10 protein-coding genes are annotated in these 16,717 nt (G+C 53.5%); 3 read left to right on the forward strand and 7 right to left on the reverse strand.

What is annotated here, in order from left to right:
* Positions 1-7: 7 nt before the first annotated feature.
* The 6 genes from ACJJIS_RS07420 to ACJJIS_RS07445 form a co-directional block, all read right to left on the reverse strand.
* The gene (locus ACJJIS_RS07420) at positions 8-1,777 is read right to left on the reverse strand and encodes a BatD family protein (protein WP_475709883.1); all 1,770 of its coding nucleotides are present in this window, start codon (positions 1,775-1,777) and stop codon (positions 8-10) included.
* Entirely contained in the window at positions 1,771-3,654 is a 1,884-nt protein-coding gene (locus ACJJIS_RS07425; protein WP_475710342.1) for a VWA domain-containing protein, read from the reverse strand. Before ACJJIS_RS07425 ends, ACJJIS_RS07420 begins: the two co-directional genes overlap by 7 nt.
* 2 nt (positions 3,655-3,656) lie before the next feature.
* A complete protein-coding gene (locus tag ACJJIS_RS07430) occupies positions 3,657-4,697 on the reverse strand; it encodes a vWA domain-containing protein (protein WP_444914134.1) in 1,041 nt (346 codons plus the stop codon).
* Complete coding sequence (locus tag ACJJIS_RS07435; RefSeq protein WP_444907918.1) at positions 4,690-5,235, reverse strand: DUF4381 domain-containing protein; 546 nt, start codon at positions 5,233-5,235, stop codon at positions 4,690-4,692. The genes ACJJIS_RS07430 and ACJJIS_RS07435 overlap by 8 nt, the downstream gene beginning before the upstream one ends.
* Positions 5,236-5,362: 127 nt before the next feature.
* The gene (locus ACJJIS_RS07440) at positions 5,363-6,340 is read right to left on the reverse strand and encodes a DUF58 domain-containing protein (RefSeq protein WP_444907919.1); all 978 of its coding nucleotides are present in this window, start codon (positions 6,338-6,340) and stop codon (positions 5,363-5,365) included.
* A complete protein-coding gene (locus tag ACJJIS_RS07445) occupies positions 6,340-7,311 on the reverse strand; it encodes an AAA family ATPase (RefSeq protein WP_282932305.1) in 972 nt (323 codons plus the stop codon). The genes ACJJIS_RS07440 and ACJJIS_RS07445 overlap by 1 nt, the downstream gene beginning before the upstream one ends.
* 315 nt (positions 7,312-7,626) lie before the next feature.
* Between ACJJIS_RS07445 and ACJJIS_RS07450 the strand changes: the two genes are divergently transcribed.
* Together ACJJIS_RS07450 and ACJJIS_RS07455 are read left to right on the forward strand one after the other, a co-directional pair.
* Positions 7,627-12,516, forward strand: coding sequence for an NAD-glutamate dehydrogenase (locus tag ACJJIS_RS07450; RefSeq protein WP_475710343.1), 4,890 nt, complete (start codon positions 7,627-7,629; stop codon positions 12,514-12,516).
* A 104-nt stretch (positions 12,517-12,620) separates the two neighbouring features.
* Positions 12,621-13,658, forward strand: coding sequence for a quinone-dependent dihydroorotate dehydrogenase (locus ACJJIS_RS07455; RefSeq protein ID WP_475709884.1), 1,038 nt, complete (start codon positions 12,621-12,623; stop codon positions 13,656-13,658).
* Positions 13,659-13,721: 63 nt separating this feature from the next.
* Here ACJJIS_RS07455 and rmf read toward each other — a convergent pair whose 3' ends face one another.
* Positions 13,722-13,973, reverse strand: coding sequence for a ribosome modulation factor (rmf, locus tag ACJJIS_RS07460; RefSeq protein ID WP_108733677.1), 252 nt, complete (start codon positions 13,971-13,973; stop codon positions 13,722-13,724).
* Positions 13,974-14,406: 433 nt separating this feature from the next.
* Here rmf and rlmKL point away from each other — a divergent pair, with 433 nt between their 5' ends.
* The gene (rlmKL, locus tag ACJJIS_RS07465; protein ID WP_475709885.1) at positions 14,407-16,605 is read left to right on the forward strand and encodes a bifunctional 23S rRNA (guanine(2069)-N(7))-methyltransferase RlmK/23S rRNA (guanine(2445)-N(2))-methyltransferase RlmL; all 2,199 of its coding nucleotides are present in this window, start codon (positions 14,407-14,409) and stop codon (positions 16,603-16,605) included.
* The last annotated feature ends 112 nt before the right edge of the window (positions 16,606-16,717 follow it).

Below are 16,717 nucleotides of genomic sequence, written 5' to 3' on the forward strand. Positions count from 1 at the left end.
GCTCCTGTTAAGAGAACAGTGAGGGCAGGGCGCTATCCGTTTCACTGGGTTCACTTTCAGGTTTCGCGTTCACTAGTAAGTCGACTATTGCTTTCACCTTATTGATGTCCAAAGGACTAGCCGGTGACTTGTAAATAGCGGCGTCCAGAACTGCTTGGAGCTGATCCAGCTCGGGGATGTTCAGTTGCCTCGCGGTCTCAGCCAAGCTCTTACCATTTACTTGCGGCCACTTTGCAGTAAGCCACTTTAAAGTGGCTTGCTGGATATGGATGGGGTTCTCACTCTCCAGAGCTTTTTTAAGGGCACGGGTTTCACGTTGTAAGTTGGGAGCCTGGGTGTGGTTGCTCGGTATTTGCTGGGCGGGTTTGCGCCTCTGAAAGAAAAAGTACAGGACCCACAGTAAGTGAGAGGCAATCGCGATAATAGCCAGGTTGCGCCAAAAATGGCTCACAGTACCGACTTGTTCGGTGGGTGTAGCTGACTGAGGTACTTTAGCACTGGTTTCATTGTCGCTGGTTACTGCAGCAGCAGTACCGGAAACTGAGAAGCGGAATGCCGGTAGTTGAGTGGTGCGTTGTCGTTGGCTTTTTGTATCCCACCAGGTCACAGTGACGGGAGGAAGCTCGTAGTCCCCGGGTTGTGTAGCCACAATCGCGGTTGTCTCAATACGGCTTCCGGTAACGCCGTTGGGCCCAACCTGGTCTTCTTGTTGCGGTTGATCGGGGTAAGTTTTAAGGCCATCCACGTTGAGTTTGGGAAGTGGGGGCAACTGTGCGGCCCTGAGCCCTTCGGCACGTACGGTAAGAATTCGGGTAATAGGTTCGCCTACGGCAAAGGTGTCCGGGTCCTGGCTCCAGCTTTGAACAATGCCGAGACTGGCAGCGGGCAGCCATTGGCTGCCAGAGTAGTCAGCGGGTTTTGGCAGCACTTCGATAGACTTCTCTTGGGAGCGAAGTCGAAGCCTTTGGCTGTTGCGATTAAATAGGGAGAAGGGGTCCCTGCGCCCAGCGATGGCCACGTAGGTTAGTGCGGGGATGCTGAGCTTGCCTGAGCTATCAGGGAAAACGGCGTAGGTAACTTCGTAAACCGCATGGCTCACATCATTGAGCTTGCGCTCATATCGCTGCTCATCGACTTTTTCTGCATGAGCGCCGGCAACCTTGAGAGGTTCTGTTGCGATATCGTGTAAGCCGATAGTGGTGTACAGGCGAATTTTTACCAGCAGTTGCTCTTGGACATAGACCTTTTCCTTGTCGAGTGTTACTTCCAGAAAAGCCTGCTTTTCACCGCCGTTAGGTCCACTTTGCGCCTCGGTGACCGTGACGGGAACCGCATCGGAAACCTCTCCTTGATAGTTAAAAGAGGGGATAAACAGTTTGCCTTCCCGTTTGGGGGCTAGCGCCAGTACCCACTCGACAAAACTCTCTGCACGGCCATTGATAACGCGATACTGGTTGGACTGTTGGCGTGAGAGAATATCGAAATCCTGTTCCAACAAGTCAAAGTCCGGTTGTCCACCACTTTTGTCTCCTGAATAGCGCACACGTAAATTGACTGTCTCATCAATTCCAATCTTATCTCTATCGACCGTTGCGCTGAGATCGCTTGCTAAAACCGGTGTCGACAGACAAAGTGCTATTGCAAGAAGTAGCAAAGCGAAGGCGTGGCTGAGTGGGAGGCTCCAAAGTTTTATTCGGTTGTTAATGATTGCGTCCATAGGCATTTTTGAAATCAGTGTCCTTGAATCCAGCGACATTGTTCTACTGTTCTTTACCATCTTTGTGTCGCCCCATTTTCCGGTGGCTCCCACTCTCCGCTGCGATAGGCACGGCGCCTTTGCAGGCTCTCGTATTTGAACTTCTCGCGCATCAGGCCGGCTGGATCATCGGGAATTTGACGGAGCCATTGGTCCAGGGCTTGTTGGGTTTCCTGGTCGAGAGGGCTTTCTTCAGCGCCAGTAGGTTGCGATTCCCCTTGCAGCGGCTGTTCTTCACCCTGTTGTTCGCCTTGCTGTTGTTGTTCGCTCTCCTGCTCTTCCTGGCCCTTTTCTTGGGAGCCCTGCTGCTCCTCACCTTGGGGCTGTTGCTCAGAGGGCTCTGGTGAACCAGAGGGCTGTTGATTATTGCCCTGTTGTTGCTGCTCGCTGGACTGCTGTTCGTTGTTCTCAGCTTGCTGCTCTTGGTTTTGCTGTTGTTCCTGGCTCTGCTGCTGGTCTTGCTGGTTCTGTTCCTGCTCGCTTTGCTGCTGTTCACCGGACTGCTGTTGGGATTGCTGCTGTTTTTCTTGCAGCTCTTTCAGCTTTTCAGCAATTTCTCGATTGTGCTCGGCATCGGCAAACTCGGGCTGCTTTTGCAGGGCTTCATCGTAAGCCTCGATAGCTTTATCGTAGTCCCCCTGTTGCACCAGGCTGTTGCCAAGATTGTACAAGCTCTGTGAATTATTACTTTGGGCGAAATTCTCCTGGGCCTCTGCGTAATTGCCTGCGCGATAGTTGGCAGTGCCTTTCCATTCGGGGTTGTGAAATTCTTGCGCGGCCTCTGCCGGCTGTCCCTCTTCCAGTAGGCGCTGGCCCTGCTGGTCTTTGCGTTGCCATAAATCCTGCCACTCAATAGCCTGGCTTTCACTTGAAATTCCAGTTAGTAGTAGTAAGGGCAGGGCGCATGCCAGAGCTCCCCGACGGAAGAGTAGGGCTGCAAAAGGTAGTATTAAAAGGAGTAATAGCGGCCCTTCATCCCGCCATTGGTCGAACTCCCTTTCAGTGAGCTGCGCTTGTTGCGGGCTGTCAGTTTGAGGCAGTAAATAGTCGATATCGCTGTCATTTACCGTAATTTTGGCAAAACGCCCCCCGCTGGACTGGGCGAGCTGGCGAAGCTCACTGGCATCGAAATTGGAGATGACGATGGCCCCTTTACTATCAGTCACAAATCCACCGGTATTCCCCCGTGGGATGGGGCTGCCCTCGCCGCTGCCCACGGCGAGTATGCTCATTTCAACTTTTGCGTTGGACAGATCTTTGGCGACCTCATCGGCGGCCATTGAGTCTATGCCGTCGGTAACGGCAAGTAATTGCCCGCGTCCTGCGGCTCCATCCTTTAACAGGCGAATCCCGGTATCGACGGCCATTTCGATATTGCTGCCGGGGACTGGCATGATTGAGGGCGATAACGCGGGTACCAGATTGGCGATTGTAGCCGTGTCCTCGGTAAGAGGGGTGACGACATGGGCTTCTCCAGCATAGGCGACGAGTGCGGTGAGGCCGTCTTTTCTCTGGCGCAAAATATCCAAAATTTTAAGGCGGGCGCGGGTTAGTCGATTGGGTGAGAGATCTGTCGCCATCATGGACGGTGACAAGTCTAGCAGTATGACCAGGGCATCCTGGTTGCTGTACACCGGGGTTGGCAGCTTGCGCCAGGCAGGGCCGGCCAGAGCGATAATCATCGCGACCAGCAGCGCAAATATTAATGCGAATAACCAGGGTCTTTTACTGCCACCGCGCAGTAGAAGGTGGGGCAGCAGATCTGGGTCTATGACCTTTTGCAGTTGAGCGCTGTTGAGCACCATCTTTGCTAACCCCCAACAGAGTAGTGCTGCGGGAATTAGCAGCCACAGAACCCCAGGGCGAAGGAAGTGGAAGGATTGGATTAGGTCGAGCATATTCACTGGGCTTGACCTCCATTGTTACGACTTACCTCTTCTCGTCTGGCAGGGAGCTGAAAATTGCTCGCCAGGGGAATCAGGGCCCAAATTCCAGCCAGCAGTAGGGCGATACTAAGGGGCCAGGTGAACAGGGACTTCATGGGGCGGTAACTTTCCGCTTCTTGTTCGACAGGTTCTAATTTATCCAGTTCGGCATAGATTTCTGCCAGCTCCTGCGGATTGTGGGCGCGGAAATAGCGGCCTCCGGTTTTGTCGGCAATTTCCTTGAGTGTCTTGCTGTCGAGATCTCGCGAAGGGTTAATTCTACGGCTGCCAAAACGGCTCCCCAGAAGGCCAGGTTGAACCATTTCGTCGGCACCTACACCGATGGTGTAAACCGTAATGCCCGCTTGTTGTGCCAGCTCGGCAGCTTTGAGCGGGGAGACTTCCCCCGCAGTGTTGGCGCCATCGGTGAGGAGTATCAGCACGCGTTGCTCTGCGGGGCGTTGGGTCAGGCGTTTGACCGATAACCCAATGGCATCGCCGATGGCAGTTCCCTGTCCAGCAAAGCCGATCTGGGCCTCTTTTAGTAGAGTTTCTACCGTCTCTCTGTCGTAGGTAAGTGGGGCTTGCAGGTAGGCGCGAGTACCAAACAGTACCAGCCCCAAACGGTCACCTTTGCGCCGTTCAACAAAGTCACCAACCACTTGTTTTACTGCATTGATACGCATCGCCGGTCGGCCATTAATTACCATATCGGGCGTTTCCATGCTGCCTGAAATATCTACGGCAATAAGGAGATCCCTTGCGCTGCTGGGTTGAGATATCGGCTCCCCATACCACCGGGGGCGGGCTGCGGCGCTAATTAAAAGCAGCCAGATCAGAATCAGCAAAAACAGATTGAGCAGATTGCTTTGTTCGCCGCCGCCGCGTTGGGATAGCTCCGAATAAAATGGTACCTTCAGGGCGCTGCTCATGGGTTTGGAGCGGGGTAGCAGCCAGCGGGCGAGTAGCGGGAATGGGGCTAAAAAGAAAACCCATGGCCAGGCGAATTCAAACATGCGCGGCCTCCCCGCCCTGGTGTTGTGGGCTGTTTTTTGTGGGTTGTCCGTGCTGCTTCACCCATAAAATGGCATATTCCTGTAGCACTCGGTTTTTGTCTGGGTCACAGCTGCCGCGATAGAGGTTTTCGACGAGTGCTTGTTGCGCATCAGAGGGGCACTCGAGTGGGGCTGACTTTTTCAGGAATTCGACCCATGCTGTGCCGATAAGATTGCCGCACTCTGTACGGCTATAGGTTGTAACTGCCACTCGCTTAAGTATTTCATTAATTTCTGGTACTGCATCCGCCTCCTCAGTATTTACTGCGGCGAGCAGTGAAGCTGCTTCGACACGATAGCGATTGCGTTCAACTTTTTTGCGCCGCTGCCGCCACCATAGGACAGCGGCGGCCACACAGACAAGAATTAATACGGCCAACATCCACCAGCCTGGAGCGGGTGGCCACCAATTAACCGCATTGGGCTCTTGTATATCGCGGAGTTGCGATAACAATTCCTGGGCCTCGGGCGAAGGCGCTTGCGGTGTTGGGGATTGCATTTGTTTTGCCAGAAGACTTCCTTTTATCACGACTGGCCCTCAATTAAATTGCCAGTGCGTTTTGCCTTCGCTCCTTGGTTCGCCAAAACATTGGCGACTAGCTTTTTCTGCACTTTCAAACTCATTACTACTTGGGCCTTCTCGTATTTTGCCAGCCATTATTTCTTTGCCGCGAGCCGTAGACGGACATCAGTGCTGGAATAAGCGGTTGGGTGTTATCAAAGTCCAGCAACGGCAGCCGATAACGTCGGCACAGTTGTTCAACCTCGGCGCGGGCTCGGGCTTGCTTTTCGGCAAAATGTTCGTGAACCGGCCGATTGCCGGCATGAAGGAATGTGCGCTGGCGACCGTCAGATATAGTGAGGGATTGGCCGGGCAGATGTTGCTCCAGCGGGTCCGATACCCTCAGCACCTGCAGGTCGGCATGGCGGGATAAAAGGTAGAGTGGCTGCGAGCAGCTCTCGTCGAGATCATGGCAATCACTGATTAAAAAGAGCGCACTTCCAGGGCGTGCGATTCTTCGCGCTTCCTCCAGCAATGTTTTTAGTGTTTGGCTGCCCTGTTCGGGGACGGGGCTGCTCAGTTCCGCAGCGCGGGCAACCGTACTGTGAATCATCGAAAGTACGGCGTGGTGGCTGCGGCGCGGGCGCACTGTGTCTATTTCCCGGTCGGAGAAAAGTAGCGCCCCGATCCGATCGCTGTGCTGTAAACCAGCCCAACCCAGCGCCGCAGCGATGCCGCTTGCCGTCACCGATTTAAATGCTCTTTGGCTGCCAAAAAACATCGGCGAGCGCAAATCCAACAGGATAACTACCGGGCGTTCGCGCTCCTCTTGGTAAAGTTTGGTGTGGGTTTGGCCGGTTCGAGCTGTTACGCGCCAGTCAATGGAGCGTACATCATCGCCGGCCTGGTAGTTCCGCACTTCCTCAAAATTCATGCCGCGGCCGCGGTAGCGAGTGAGCAGGCTGCCGGCCTGATCACTGCGGGCCAGGCGCGGTTTGAATAATTGCAACTGCCGTGCGGCGTAGCGCATTTGTACCAACGGCGTTACTTCGGGATAAGCCCCGCGCAGTTCGAGCTCAGTTGGGGATGCTTCAGCGGACATCAGATCGCAGGCACCTGTTGAAGTAATCGCTCAATTACCTGGTCGGTAGTAATTCCCGCCGCTTCCGCCTCAAAACTCAACAGGAGTCGGTGGCGTAAAATATCGGGAGCGACATTCATCACATCATCTGGGGTGACATAATCGCGCCCGGCGAGCCAAGCGTGAGCGCGCGCGCAGCGATCCAATGCAATTGTTGCTCTCGGACTTGCACCAAAATCTAGCCATGACGCCAGCTCGCTGTCATACTTCGCCGGCTCGCGAGTAGCAATGACAAGTTGGACAGTATAGGTTTCCACGGCCTCAACCATCTGCATTTCCAGAATTTGGTTGCGCGCCTGAAGAATGGTTTCTTGGCTGATAATTTCAGTGGGGCGATTTTCGCCAAGGCTAGCCTCGGATCTGGCCAGGCGCAGGATTTTTGCTTCCGCCTCCGCATTGGGATAGGCAAGATTTACCTGCATTAGGAATCTATCTAATTGTGCCTCTGGCAGAGGATAAGTCCCTTCCTGCTCAATAGGGTTTTGGGTAGCCATTACCAAAAATAACTGGGGAAGGGGATAAGTTTTTCGGCCGACACTGATCTGCCGTTCTGCCATAGCTTCGAGCAGCGCCGACTGAACTTTGGCTGGCGCGCGGTTAATCTCATCGGCCAGTATCAGGTTGTGAAACACTGGACCTGGTTGAAAATGGAACTCTCCGGTTTCCGGCCGGTAAATGTCGGTGCCGGTAATATCCGCCGGAAGCAGATCTGGCGTAAATTGAACGCGATGGAAGTCACCCTCAATAGCTTCGCCCAGTGTTTTAATGGCCTTGGTTTTGGCCAGGCCTGGCGCTCCCTCCACCAAAAGGTGGCCATCGGCCAGCATGGCGATCAGCAATCGGTTAACCAATCTCTCTTGACCGATAATCTGCTCTTCCAACCAATCGCCCAAAGCGGCGATATGATCCCTAATAGTCTGGTTTGCTTCCATAGTATCTCTTCTTCTGAGAATTTAGCCGCCGCACGGACCTGGCTGGCTTTCTACCATCTATATATAGTCGCCGCCGAGAAGGTGGCGACTGATGATTTTAGCGGCACCAAATGAAGAGGCAACTCTTGAGACGTAGGCCTCTGCCGAGCCGACTAGATTCTGAGGTGGAATGGACTTCTCCTCACTGTCTGACTGAAAGTGTAATTTTTAGGACTCGACCCTGCAGCTGCGTATGGGCTGAGATGATGACCTTTTCGGATCTACAGTGTTTGGATTCGATGTGACAAAAATGAGATTGGGAGGTTCCCCGTGAATATGGCGACGGTTATTACCGACAGCCGTGAAGAATTAGTTGCGCAGATTTGCGAGCTGATTCGTGACAAGCTGACCAGCGAAGCCGAACCCGTTGTGGCTTTTGCCCAGCAGTTCCTCAATCAGTACCCATTAGAGGATCTGGCCGGTCGTCGTCTTGTTGACGTCTATGGCTGCATATACACCTGGTGGAACTTTATTCAACAGCGCCCGGGCGGCCTACCCAAGGTGAAGGTTTTTAACCCCCGCCTCGAAGACGATGGTTGGGAGTGCTCGCATACGGTCATTGGTGTGCTGCAGCGGGATATGCCATTTCTGGTGGACTCCATTCGCATGGAGATCAATCGCCGAAATACAGTGACTCATTCGATAAAGAGTACGGTAGTTCGAGTCGAGCGCGATGCCAAGGGGAAACTGACTCGCCTGTTGCCGCCAGAGGAAGAGTTACTGGGTGAAAAGCCGCAGGCAAAAGGGAAGCGCATTACGAACGAAGCGATGATTTATGTCGAGATTAATCACGACACTTCATCTGAGTTCGCTTCAGGCATGATGACTGGCTTAAAAGACGTACTCGGCGATGTGGAGCTGGTAGTGGACGACTATGTCCCGATGCTGGAAACCTGCAGCGCAATGGAGGGGCAGTTACAGGCGGGACTTCCAGACGAAGACACCAACCTATTGGAAGCCAGTGCATTTTTGCAGTGGATGCGCGACGGTAACTTCACCTTCCTGGGGTATCGCGAATACGAGTTCAGTGTTGTCGGGGATAAAAAAATCCTCAATGAAGTTGAAGACCGCAGGCTCGGTATTTTCAAAAAGCTGGAAGAAGCTGCGCCGATGCTGGAAACCTCTTTTAGTGAGGGCAAGCAGCGTTTCTACCAAGGGCCCAATTACCTGACATTTGCCAAGTCCTCCGTTAAGTCTCGGGTGCACCGCACGGCCTATTCGGACTACGTGATGATTAAGCGCTACAACACCGATGGTGAGGTGATTGGTGAAGCGGCGTTTATGGGGCTTTACACCTCGCCGGTTTACACCGAGAGCCCGGCGAAAATTCCGATTATTCGCCGCAAGATGGCCTCGATCATAGAGTCTAGCGGTCTCTCCGGGCAGGGGCACGATGGCAAAGCCCTGCGCCGGATTCTCGATACCTTCCCAAGGGATGAACTTTTCCAGGGCAGCACCAAAGAGCTGTTTGACGTGGTAATGGGGGTGCTGCAGTTAAATGAGCGGGCTCACCTTCGCCTGTTTATGCGTCGCGACCCCTTTGGTAAATTCGTTACTGCCACGGTATACGTTCCCCGTGAGCTGTTTAACAGTGATGTGCGCGAGGTGATTTGCGCGCATATTGCCAAAGCGATTAATGCGAAGGACTCGGACTTCACCACTTTCTTCTCCGAATCCATTCTCGCGCGGGTTCATTTTGTTTTCCGCGTGTCCCCTGATGAGCCTGTTGATTTTGATGTCGCGCTGCTGGAGGCGCAAATTGTGGATATTACCCGCTCCTGGGAAGATGTTTTCCAAAGATCACTAATTGAAAATAGCGGGGAAGAAGAGGGCAGCCGTCTCTATCGTACTTTTGGCCGCGCCTTCCCGGCGGGATACCGTGAAGACTTTGAGCCTCGTATTGCGGTGCAGGATGTAGCAGCCGTTCAGAGCCTCAGTGAAGATAACCGGGTAGCAATGAGTTTCTACCAGCCGGTGGGGGCCGCTCAGGGCAGTCTGCGGTTCAAGGTATTCAACTGGGGCAGCGGCCTGACGCTCTCCGACGTGATTCCCGTGCTGGAAAATCTGGGCTTGCGGGTTATTGGTGAATTCCCCTATACGATTCGCCCCCGTGGCTATACCGATGTGTGGATGCACGAATTCCATCTGGAATTTGGTCTGCCCACCAAAATTGATGCGCAGGCATCCCGTGGCCTGTTCCAGGATGCGTTCGCGGCGATCTGGAATCACACAGCGGAAAGCGATGCCTTCAATCGCCTGGTGCTGGCCGCCCGCCTTAACTGGCGCGAAGTATCCATGCTTCGTGCCTACGCCCGTTACCTGAAGCAAACCAAGTCCGGTGCCAGCCAGAGCTATATTGCCGCTACCCTGGCCAGCCACGTGGATATCACCCGCAACCTGGTAGCCTTGTTTAGGGCGATGTTCGATCCCCGTTTAAGCACTGGTAAGCAGGAGCAGCCCCGTGTCGAGCGCTTGATCGCTAAAATTCACGATGGTTTGGATACGGTTGATAACCTGAATGAAGATTTGGTTCTGCGCCGTTATTTGGAATTAATCCTGGCGACCCTGCGCACTAACTTCTTCCAGGTGGATGATGAAGGGCAGCCCAAGGATTATATTTCGATCAAATTCAGTCCCCGGGATATTCCCGGCATTCCTGAACCCCGCCCGGAGTTTGAGATTTTTGTTTACTCCCCTCGCGTGGAAGGTGTGCACTTGCGCGGCAGTAAAGTCGCTCGTGGAGGCCTGCGTTGGTCTGACCGACTGGAAGATTTCCGCACAGAAGTTCTGGGCCTGGTAAAAGCCCAAGCGGTGAAAAATGCAGTTATTGTACCCAGTGGTGCAAAAGGTGGATTTGTCGTTCGACGTCCGCCTACCGATGGCAGCCGCGAAGCCATGATGGAAGAGGGAGTCTCCTGCTACAAAACCTTTATTCGTGGCCTTTTGGATATCACTGACAATCTAAAAGATGGCGAAGTTGTACCGCCCAAATATGTTGTTCGTCGGGATGAGGATGACCCCTACCTGGTAGTAGCTGCGGATAAAGGGACGGCAACTTTCTCAGATATTGCCAACGGCATTGCCGGGGAGTATGGCTTCTGGATGGGCGACGCTTTCGCCTCCGGTGGCAGCCAGGGATACGACCATAAGAAAATGGGCATTACAGCCCGTGGAGCCTGGGTATCGGTGCAGCGCCACTTCCGTGAGATGGGGGTGGATGTCCAGAAAGAAAACTTCTCTGTTGTCGGTATTGGCGATATGGGCGGAGATGTTTTTGGTAACGGCATGCTGTTGTCTGAGCATATCTGCCTGAAAGCAGCCTTTAACCACCTGCATATTTTTGTGGACCCCAATCCGGATGCAGAATCCAGCTTTAAAGAGCGTCAGCGTTTGTTCGACTTGCCCCGGTCGAGCTGGAGGGATTACGAGCGTAAATTAATTTCCAAAGGTGGCGGTATCTTCGAGCGTCGCGCCAAGGCCATTGCTATAACGCCTGAAATGAAAGAAGCGTTTGATATCAAACAGGATCAACTGAACCCCAACGAGCTGATTAGTGCCTTGCTCAGAGCGCCGGTGGATCTGATCTGGAATGGCGGTATTGGCACTTATGTTAAGGCTACTGCCGAGACGGACTCCGAAGTTGGTGACAAGTCCAATGATCACTTGCGCGTTGATGGTAGGGAGTTGCGTGCCAAAGTCTTTGGCGAGGGCGGCAACCTGGGTATGACCCAGCGTGGGCGTATTGAGTTTGCTCTCAATGGCGGGCGTTGTAACACCGACTTTATCGATAATGCGGCCGGTGTGGATTGTTCTGACCACGAGGTAAATATCAAGATCCTTCTGGATAAAGTTGTTGCCCAGGGTGATTTGACTGAAAAGCAGCGCAATGAGCTGCTGGATGGGATGACCGATGCTGTCGGTGAATTGGTGCTGCACAATAACTATGAGCAGACTTTTGCCCTCAGTGTGGCGGAATATCAGGTTGCCAAGCGCCTGGACGAGTACCGCAGAACCATCAACACTTTGGAAGACGACGGCCGATTGAACCGCGCGCTGGAGTTTATTCCTGATAACGAGCAGATTTCTGAACGCGAGCACAAAGGGCAGTCCCTGACCCGCCCTGAATTATCGGTTCTAATCTCATACGTGAAGGTCAAGTTGAAAGAAGAGCTGCAAAATGCACAAATCACCGACAATGAGCGGGTGCGTTTTGCGGTTGAGTCTGCATTCCCGGAAAAATTGGTCGAGCGTTATCGCGACCAAGTCTATGACCATCCGCTGTTGCGCCAGATTGTGGCTACCCAGGTCGCCAATGAGATGGTTAACAGTATGGGTATCACCTTCTACAACCGTATCGGTACAGCCACTGGCGCCGATGTGAACGATGTAACTGCCGCTTATGTCAGCGCTCGTGATGTGTACGAGATGCACGACTTCCAGGAGCAGCTGGCTGCGCTGGACTACAAGGTGCCAGCGGAGCTGCAAACAGAACTGCTGAACTCGATGATAGGCCGTGTGCGCCGGGCAACCCGGTGGTTCCTGCGCAATCGCCGCAATGAGTTGGAGCCAGCTACCAACTGCGAGCTGTTCCAGGAGCCGGTACAGCGGGTTATTACAGCGTTGCCGCAGGTCTTAAGTGGCGAGCCCCTTAACGAATGGGAGCAGCGCTACCAGAAACTCCTGGAAGCAGGGGTACCAGAGGCCCTGGCCCTGCTGTCGGCGTCGCCCACTTACCTCTACTCGGCACTGGGTATTTCTGAGTCGGCGCGAGCTAGCGATACGCCCGTAGAGGAAGTTGCCACGGTTTACTTCAGGTTGTCGGATGAGTTGAACCTGCACTGGTTTGGCAATCTGATCGTCGACTTGCCGGTAGACAGCTTCTGGCAGGCGCAGGCCCGGGAGACCAGTATGGATGACCTGGACAGCCAGTTGTCGACACTGGCGGTGAACATTCTCCGCTTGGGCAAGGCTGAAAATCTTGATGTAGAGGGTGCAATGTCCCGCTGGAGCGCTATCATGGCGCCCGCAATTCAACGCTGGCACAATATGATTGCCGAGTTGAAGTCTACTTCTGTCGGTGACTTTGCGATGTTCACTGTGGCTTTGCGCGAGCTAATGTATCTCGCCCACGCCACTGCGGACCGGGAAACTCTGGCAGAACAGTAGCGGAATAGAGCCCAGGGGCCGCTCAAAGGCCCCTGTAGTATCGTCATCACAAGATAGAGCCCTTCGTTTTTCTGAAGGGTTCGCCTCCCCACGTAAGGAAAGGTATGTATTCAACACTGCGTAAAGCCCTGTTTGCGCTTGACCCTGAGCGGGCCCACCATTTGTCGATTGATGCCATTGGCGCTGCAGAGCGCCTCGGTTTGATGTCCCTGTACAAAAAGTCGGTCCCGGATGATCCGGTCGAGTTGATGGGGCTCACCCTACCCAACCCGGTTGGTTTGGCCGCTGGTCTGGATAAGAATGCGCAGGCCTTTAATGGTTTCGGAGCCCTGGGATTCGGGTTTGTTGAAGTGGGCACCGTGACACCGCGCCCCCAACCCGGCAATCCGCTGCCAAGGCTGTTTAGGGTGGAAGAGGCCGATGCGATTATTAACCGTATGGGTTTTAACAACCTCGGTGTTGACTACCTGATTGAAAGAGTGAAAAAGCGCCGTTATAGCGGTGTTTTGGGGATCAATGTGGGTAAGAACTTTGATACTCCAGTGAAAAAGGCCGCCGATGACTACTGCCTGTGTATGGAGAAGGTGTACCGCTACGCCGACTACATCACTGCCAACGTTTCTTCTCCCAATACCAAAGGGCTACGTGACCTCCAGTTTGGTGACAGTCTCAATCGCTTGCTGGGCAGCATCAAGGACAAGCAGATGGAGCTGGCTCAAAAGAGTGATCGCTACGTCCCTGTTGCCGTCAAGATTGCCCCGGATATGGAAGGCGATGCGGTGGCGCAGATAGCCGAGGCGCTGTGTGAGTACGATATCGATGGGGTGATCGCTACCAATACGACGATCGATAAGTCTTCAGTCGCCAAGCTGCCCCATGGTAGCGAAGAGGGCGGTTTGAGCGGAAAACCCCTGAGAGCGCAATCCACCAAGGTCATCGAGCTGTTATCGAAAGAGTTGAGCAAGCAGATCCCGATTATCGGGGTTGGCGGTATTTTTGATGGTGACAGTGCGGCTGAAAAAATTCGTGCTGGGGCGACTGCCGTACAGATGTACACCGGTTTTATCTATCGGGGGCCTGAATTGATTCGTGAGGCGGCAGAGGCAATTGCTTTGGAGCGTCGCCGAACAGAGCAAGGGTAAGCTGTATCAGTTGCTGACTGCTAGGAAAATGGGGGCTTTTGACGATAAGCCCCCTCGCCATCTCTAAATGGTGCTCCACCCGTCAGGGTATTGGATGTCGGTAGAAACGGCGCCATAAATCTCCAGTTTTTGGGCCTTGGTCACTCTGTCGAAGCCATTCCAGTAATCTTCCCGCCCCTCACGCCAACCATTGATCCACTCCTGATGAGGATCCTCTTCGACAAATGGGCAGCTATCCATAGACTTGTTGTTCAGGGCTGCCAAATAGCCCTTGTAAAATGCCCTGTCGGCGTGATTTCGTTTTTGGCGTTTCATCGTATACGGCACCTCTACTTTGTCGGTCTGTGGACAGTTTGTCGGCAGGTTCGCAAACGGCTCTATTTTGGGGTGTCTCTCAATGAATTTTAGTGAAGGAAATAAGCCTTTGAACGGACCGACCCAATCCACCTTATTAGTAAGAGTAAAGTGGATACGTGGGAATCGGAAAACATCTCTAGATGACAGTATGACTTATGGGGCAGGTAGTAATTAACGGCAGGGCGTATTCTCTTCTGCCACAAAATGGGATAATCGTCCTCTTTTGGGCATGGCGATAATGCTCAATTTCCTTAGTTGGGGGCGGTAAAGGTTTTGCCCCAGGTTTTATTTGTGCGTACTGGCGGCGCAGACGTTGCCGGCAGCTTTAAGTGGGCGGTCATTATTGGCGCACAAAACTTCCTCCACAGGAGGAGCTTAATGAGTAAGTATTTTGACAGATTTACAAACCGAAGAATTTGAGTTTACGGCTACGTGTCCCAAGGGAATAGAGGGGCTGCTCGCTAATGAATTACGCGACCTGGGTGCAGGGTCTGTAAGGGAGCAGCCGGCGGCAGTGTATTTTTCCGGCTCCCTGAAGTTGGCTTACCGCTGCTGTCTGTGGAGTCGCTTGGCAAACCGCATTATGTTGCGTTTGGCGCAGGTGCATGTAGCCACAGCTGAGGACCTGTACCAAGCAGTTGCCGAGCAACCCTGGGAGCTCCACATTCGCCCCTCGGGCAAGCTGTGGATGCAATTCTCTGGGACCAATCGAGAGATCCGCAATAGTCAGTTCGGTGCTCAAAAAGCAAAAGATGCCATTGTCGACCGCCTTCGCCGCCAGTCGGGAGCCCGTCCAAGTATTGATAAACATCATCCAGATTTGACGGTTGCCCTGCGCTTGCACCGGGATAAGCTGGATATCGCCATCGATCTAAGCGGTGACAGCTTGCATCGCCGTGGCTACCGAACCCATATCGGTGCAGCCCCACTGAAAGAGAACCTTGCGGCAGCACTGTTGCTGCGAGCCGGCTGGCCAAAGATTGCTGAGCAGGGTGGAGCCTTGCTCGACCCGATGTGTGGCTCGGGCACTATTCTGGTGGAGGCGGCGATGATCGCTGCGGATATGGCACCGGGATTAATGCGGGATAGCTTTGGTTTTGAGCGCTGGCTGAACCATCAAAGCGATATTTGGAACGAGCTTCGCGAAGAGGCATTGCAGCGTCAAGGCGTTGGCCTGGCGCGCGAACTGCCAGAGATTCGCGGTTACGATGCCGATGCGAAAGTCTTGTTTGCGGCTGAGGCTAATATTGCCCGGGCCGGTCTGGAGCGCCAGGTGCGAGTGAGTTGCCGCCCAGTAGCAGGGTTTAGGGTACCGAGCCATAGAGAAGTCAAAGCGGGATTGGTTTTGACAAACCCGCCCTACGGTGAGCGCTTGGGTGAGCAGGAAGCTCTGCGGGAGACCTATTTTGAACTGGGGCGGCAGTTAAAGGCGGAGTTCCCGGGCTGGTTGGTCGGTGTGTTTACCGGCAATCCGGAACTGGGTTATGGCACCGGTTTACGCTCTCATAAGCAGTACCAGCTATACAATGGCAGTATCCCCAGTCAGTTGCTGATGTTTGAGGTTCGTGCGCAAAGTGGGGCGGCGGCGAGTGAAGCTGCTGGGCCGAAGTTGTCACCCCAGGCGGAGATGGTAGCAAATCGCTTGCGCAAAAATCTGCGCACTACAGGTAAATGGGCCGCGAGGAGTGGCGTGGATTGTTACCGCCTCTACGATGCGGACTTGCCTGAGTATGCTGCGGCGATCGATATCTATAAAACCCTGGATGGCGCCGTGTACGCGCATTTGCAGGAGTATCGTCCGCCGGCCACTATCGAGGAAGAGAAAGCTCGGGGGCGCTTGCGCGATTTGTTAAGGGCCCTTCAGTCCGTGCTCGAATTGCCTCGCGCGAATATCAGTATTAAAGAACGCCGTCGCCACAGCCACAAGGGCGGAGGTAAGAGTGGAAGTCAGTACCAGAAGCAGACGGAATCCAGAAAGGAACTCTGGGTTGGGGAGTATGGTGCTGAGTTGGCGGTAGATCTGTGGAGCTACCTGGATACAGGGCTTTTCCTGGATCATCGCCCGGTGCGCAAATATCTGCGAGAGATTTCTGCCGGTAAAACATTCCTAAACCTTTTCTGCTATACCGCCAGTGCGACAGTCCAAGCGGCTCTGGGTGGTTGCAAGCAGAGCACTAGTGTCGATATGTCGCGAACCTATCAAAACTGGGCGGGACAAAATTTCCGTGCTAATAACATGGATCCTTATCGCCATCAGTTGGTCGAGGCCGATTGTTTGCAGTGGCTTGAATCTGCTCAACAGAACAGGAAAGGCCATTACGATTTAATATTCATGGACCCCCCGAGCTTCTCCAATTCTGCGAAGATGAGCGGGGTATTAGATATTCAGAGGGATCACGGGAAATTGATTCGTCAGTGTATGTCCCTGTTGTCGCCTCAAGGTCGCTTGGTGTTTTCCAACAACTTGCGCAGCTTTAAGATGGACGAGGATGTTTCCAGTGAATACTCAGTAGAGAAGCTGAACCTTCTGGATAAGGATTTTCAGCGCAATCCGAAAATTCACAATGTTTGGGAGCTACGGGTAAAATAATCTGACTACACTTGCTTTGGCGCTTTAGTTTAAGCGTATTCACAGCAAGTAATATCTGCAGACCTCAGGTCTGCAGATATTATGGGAGCTGTCTAATAGCTTCTATAATTAG

This window comes from Microbulbifer maximicatervae (SeqCode), from assembly GCF_056231245.1.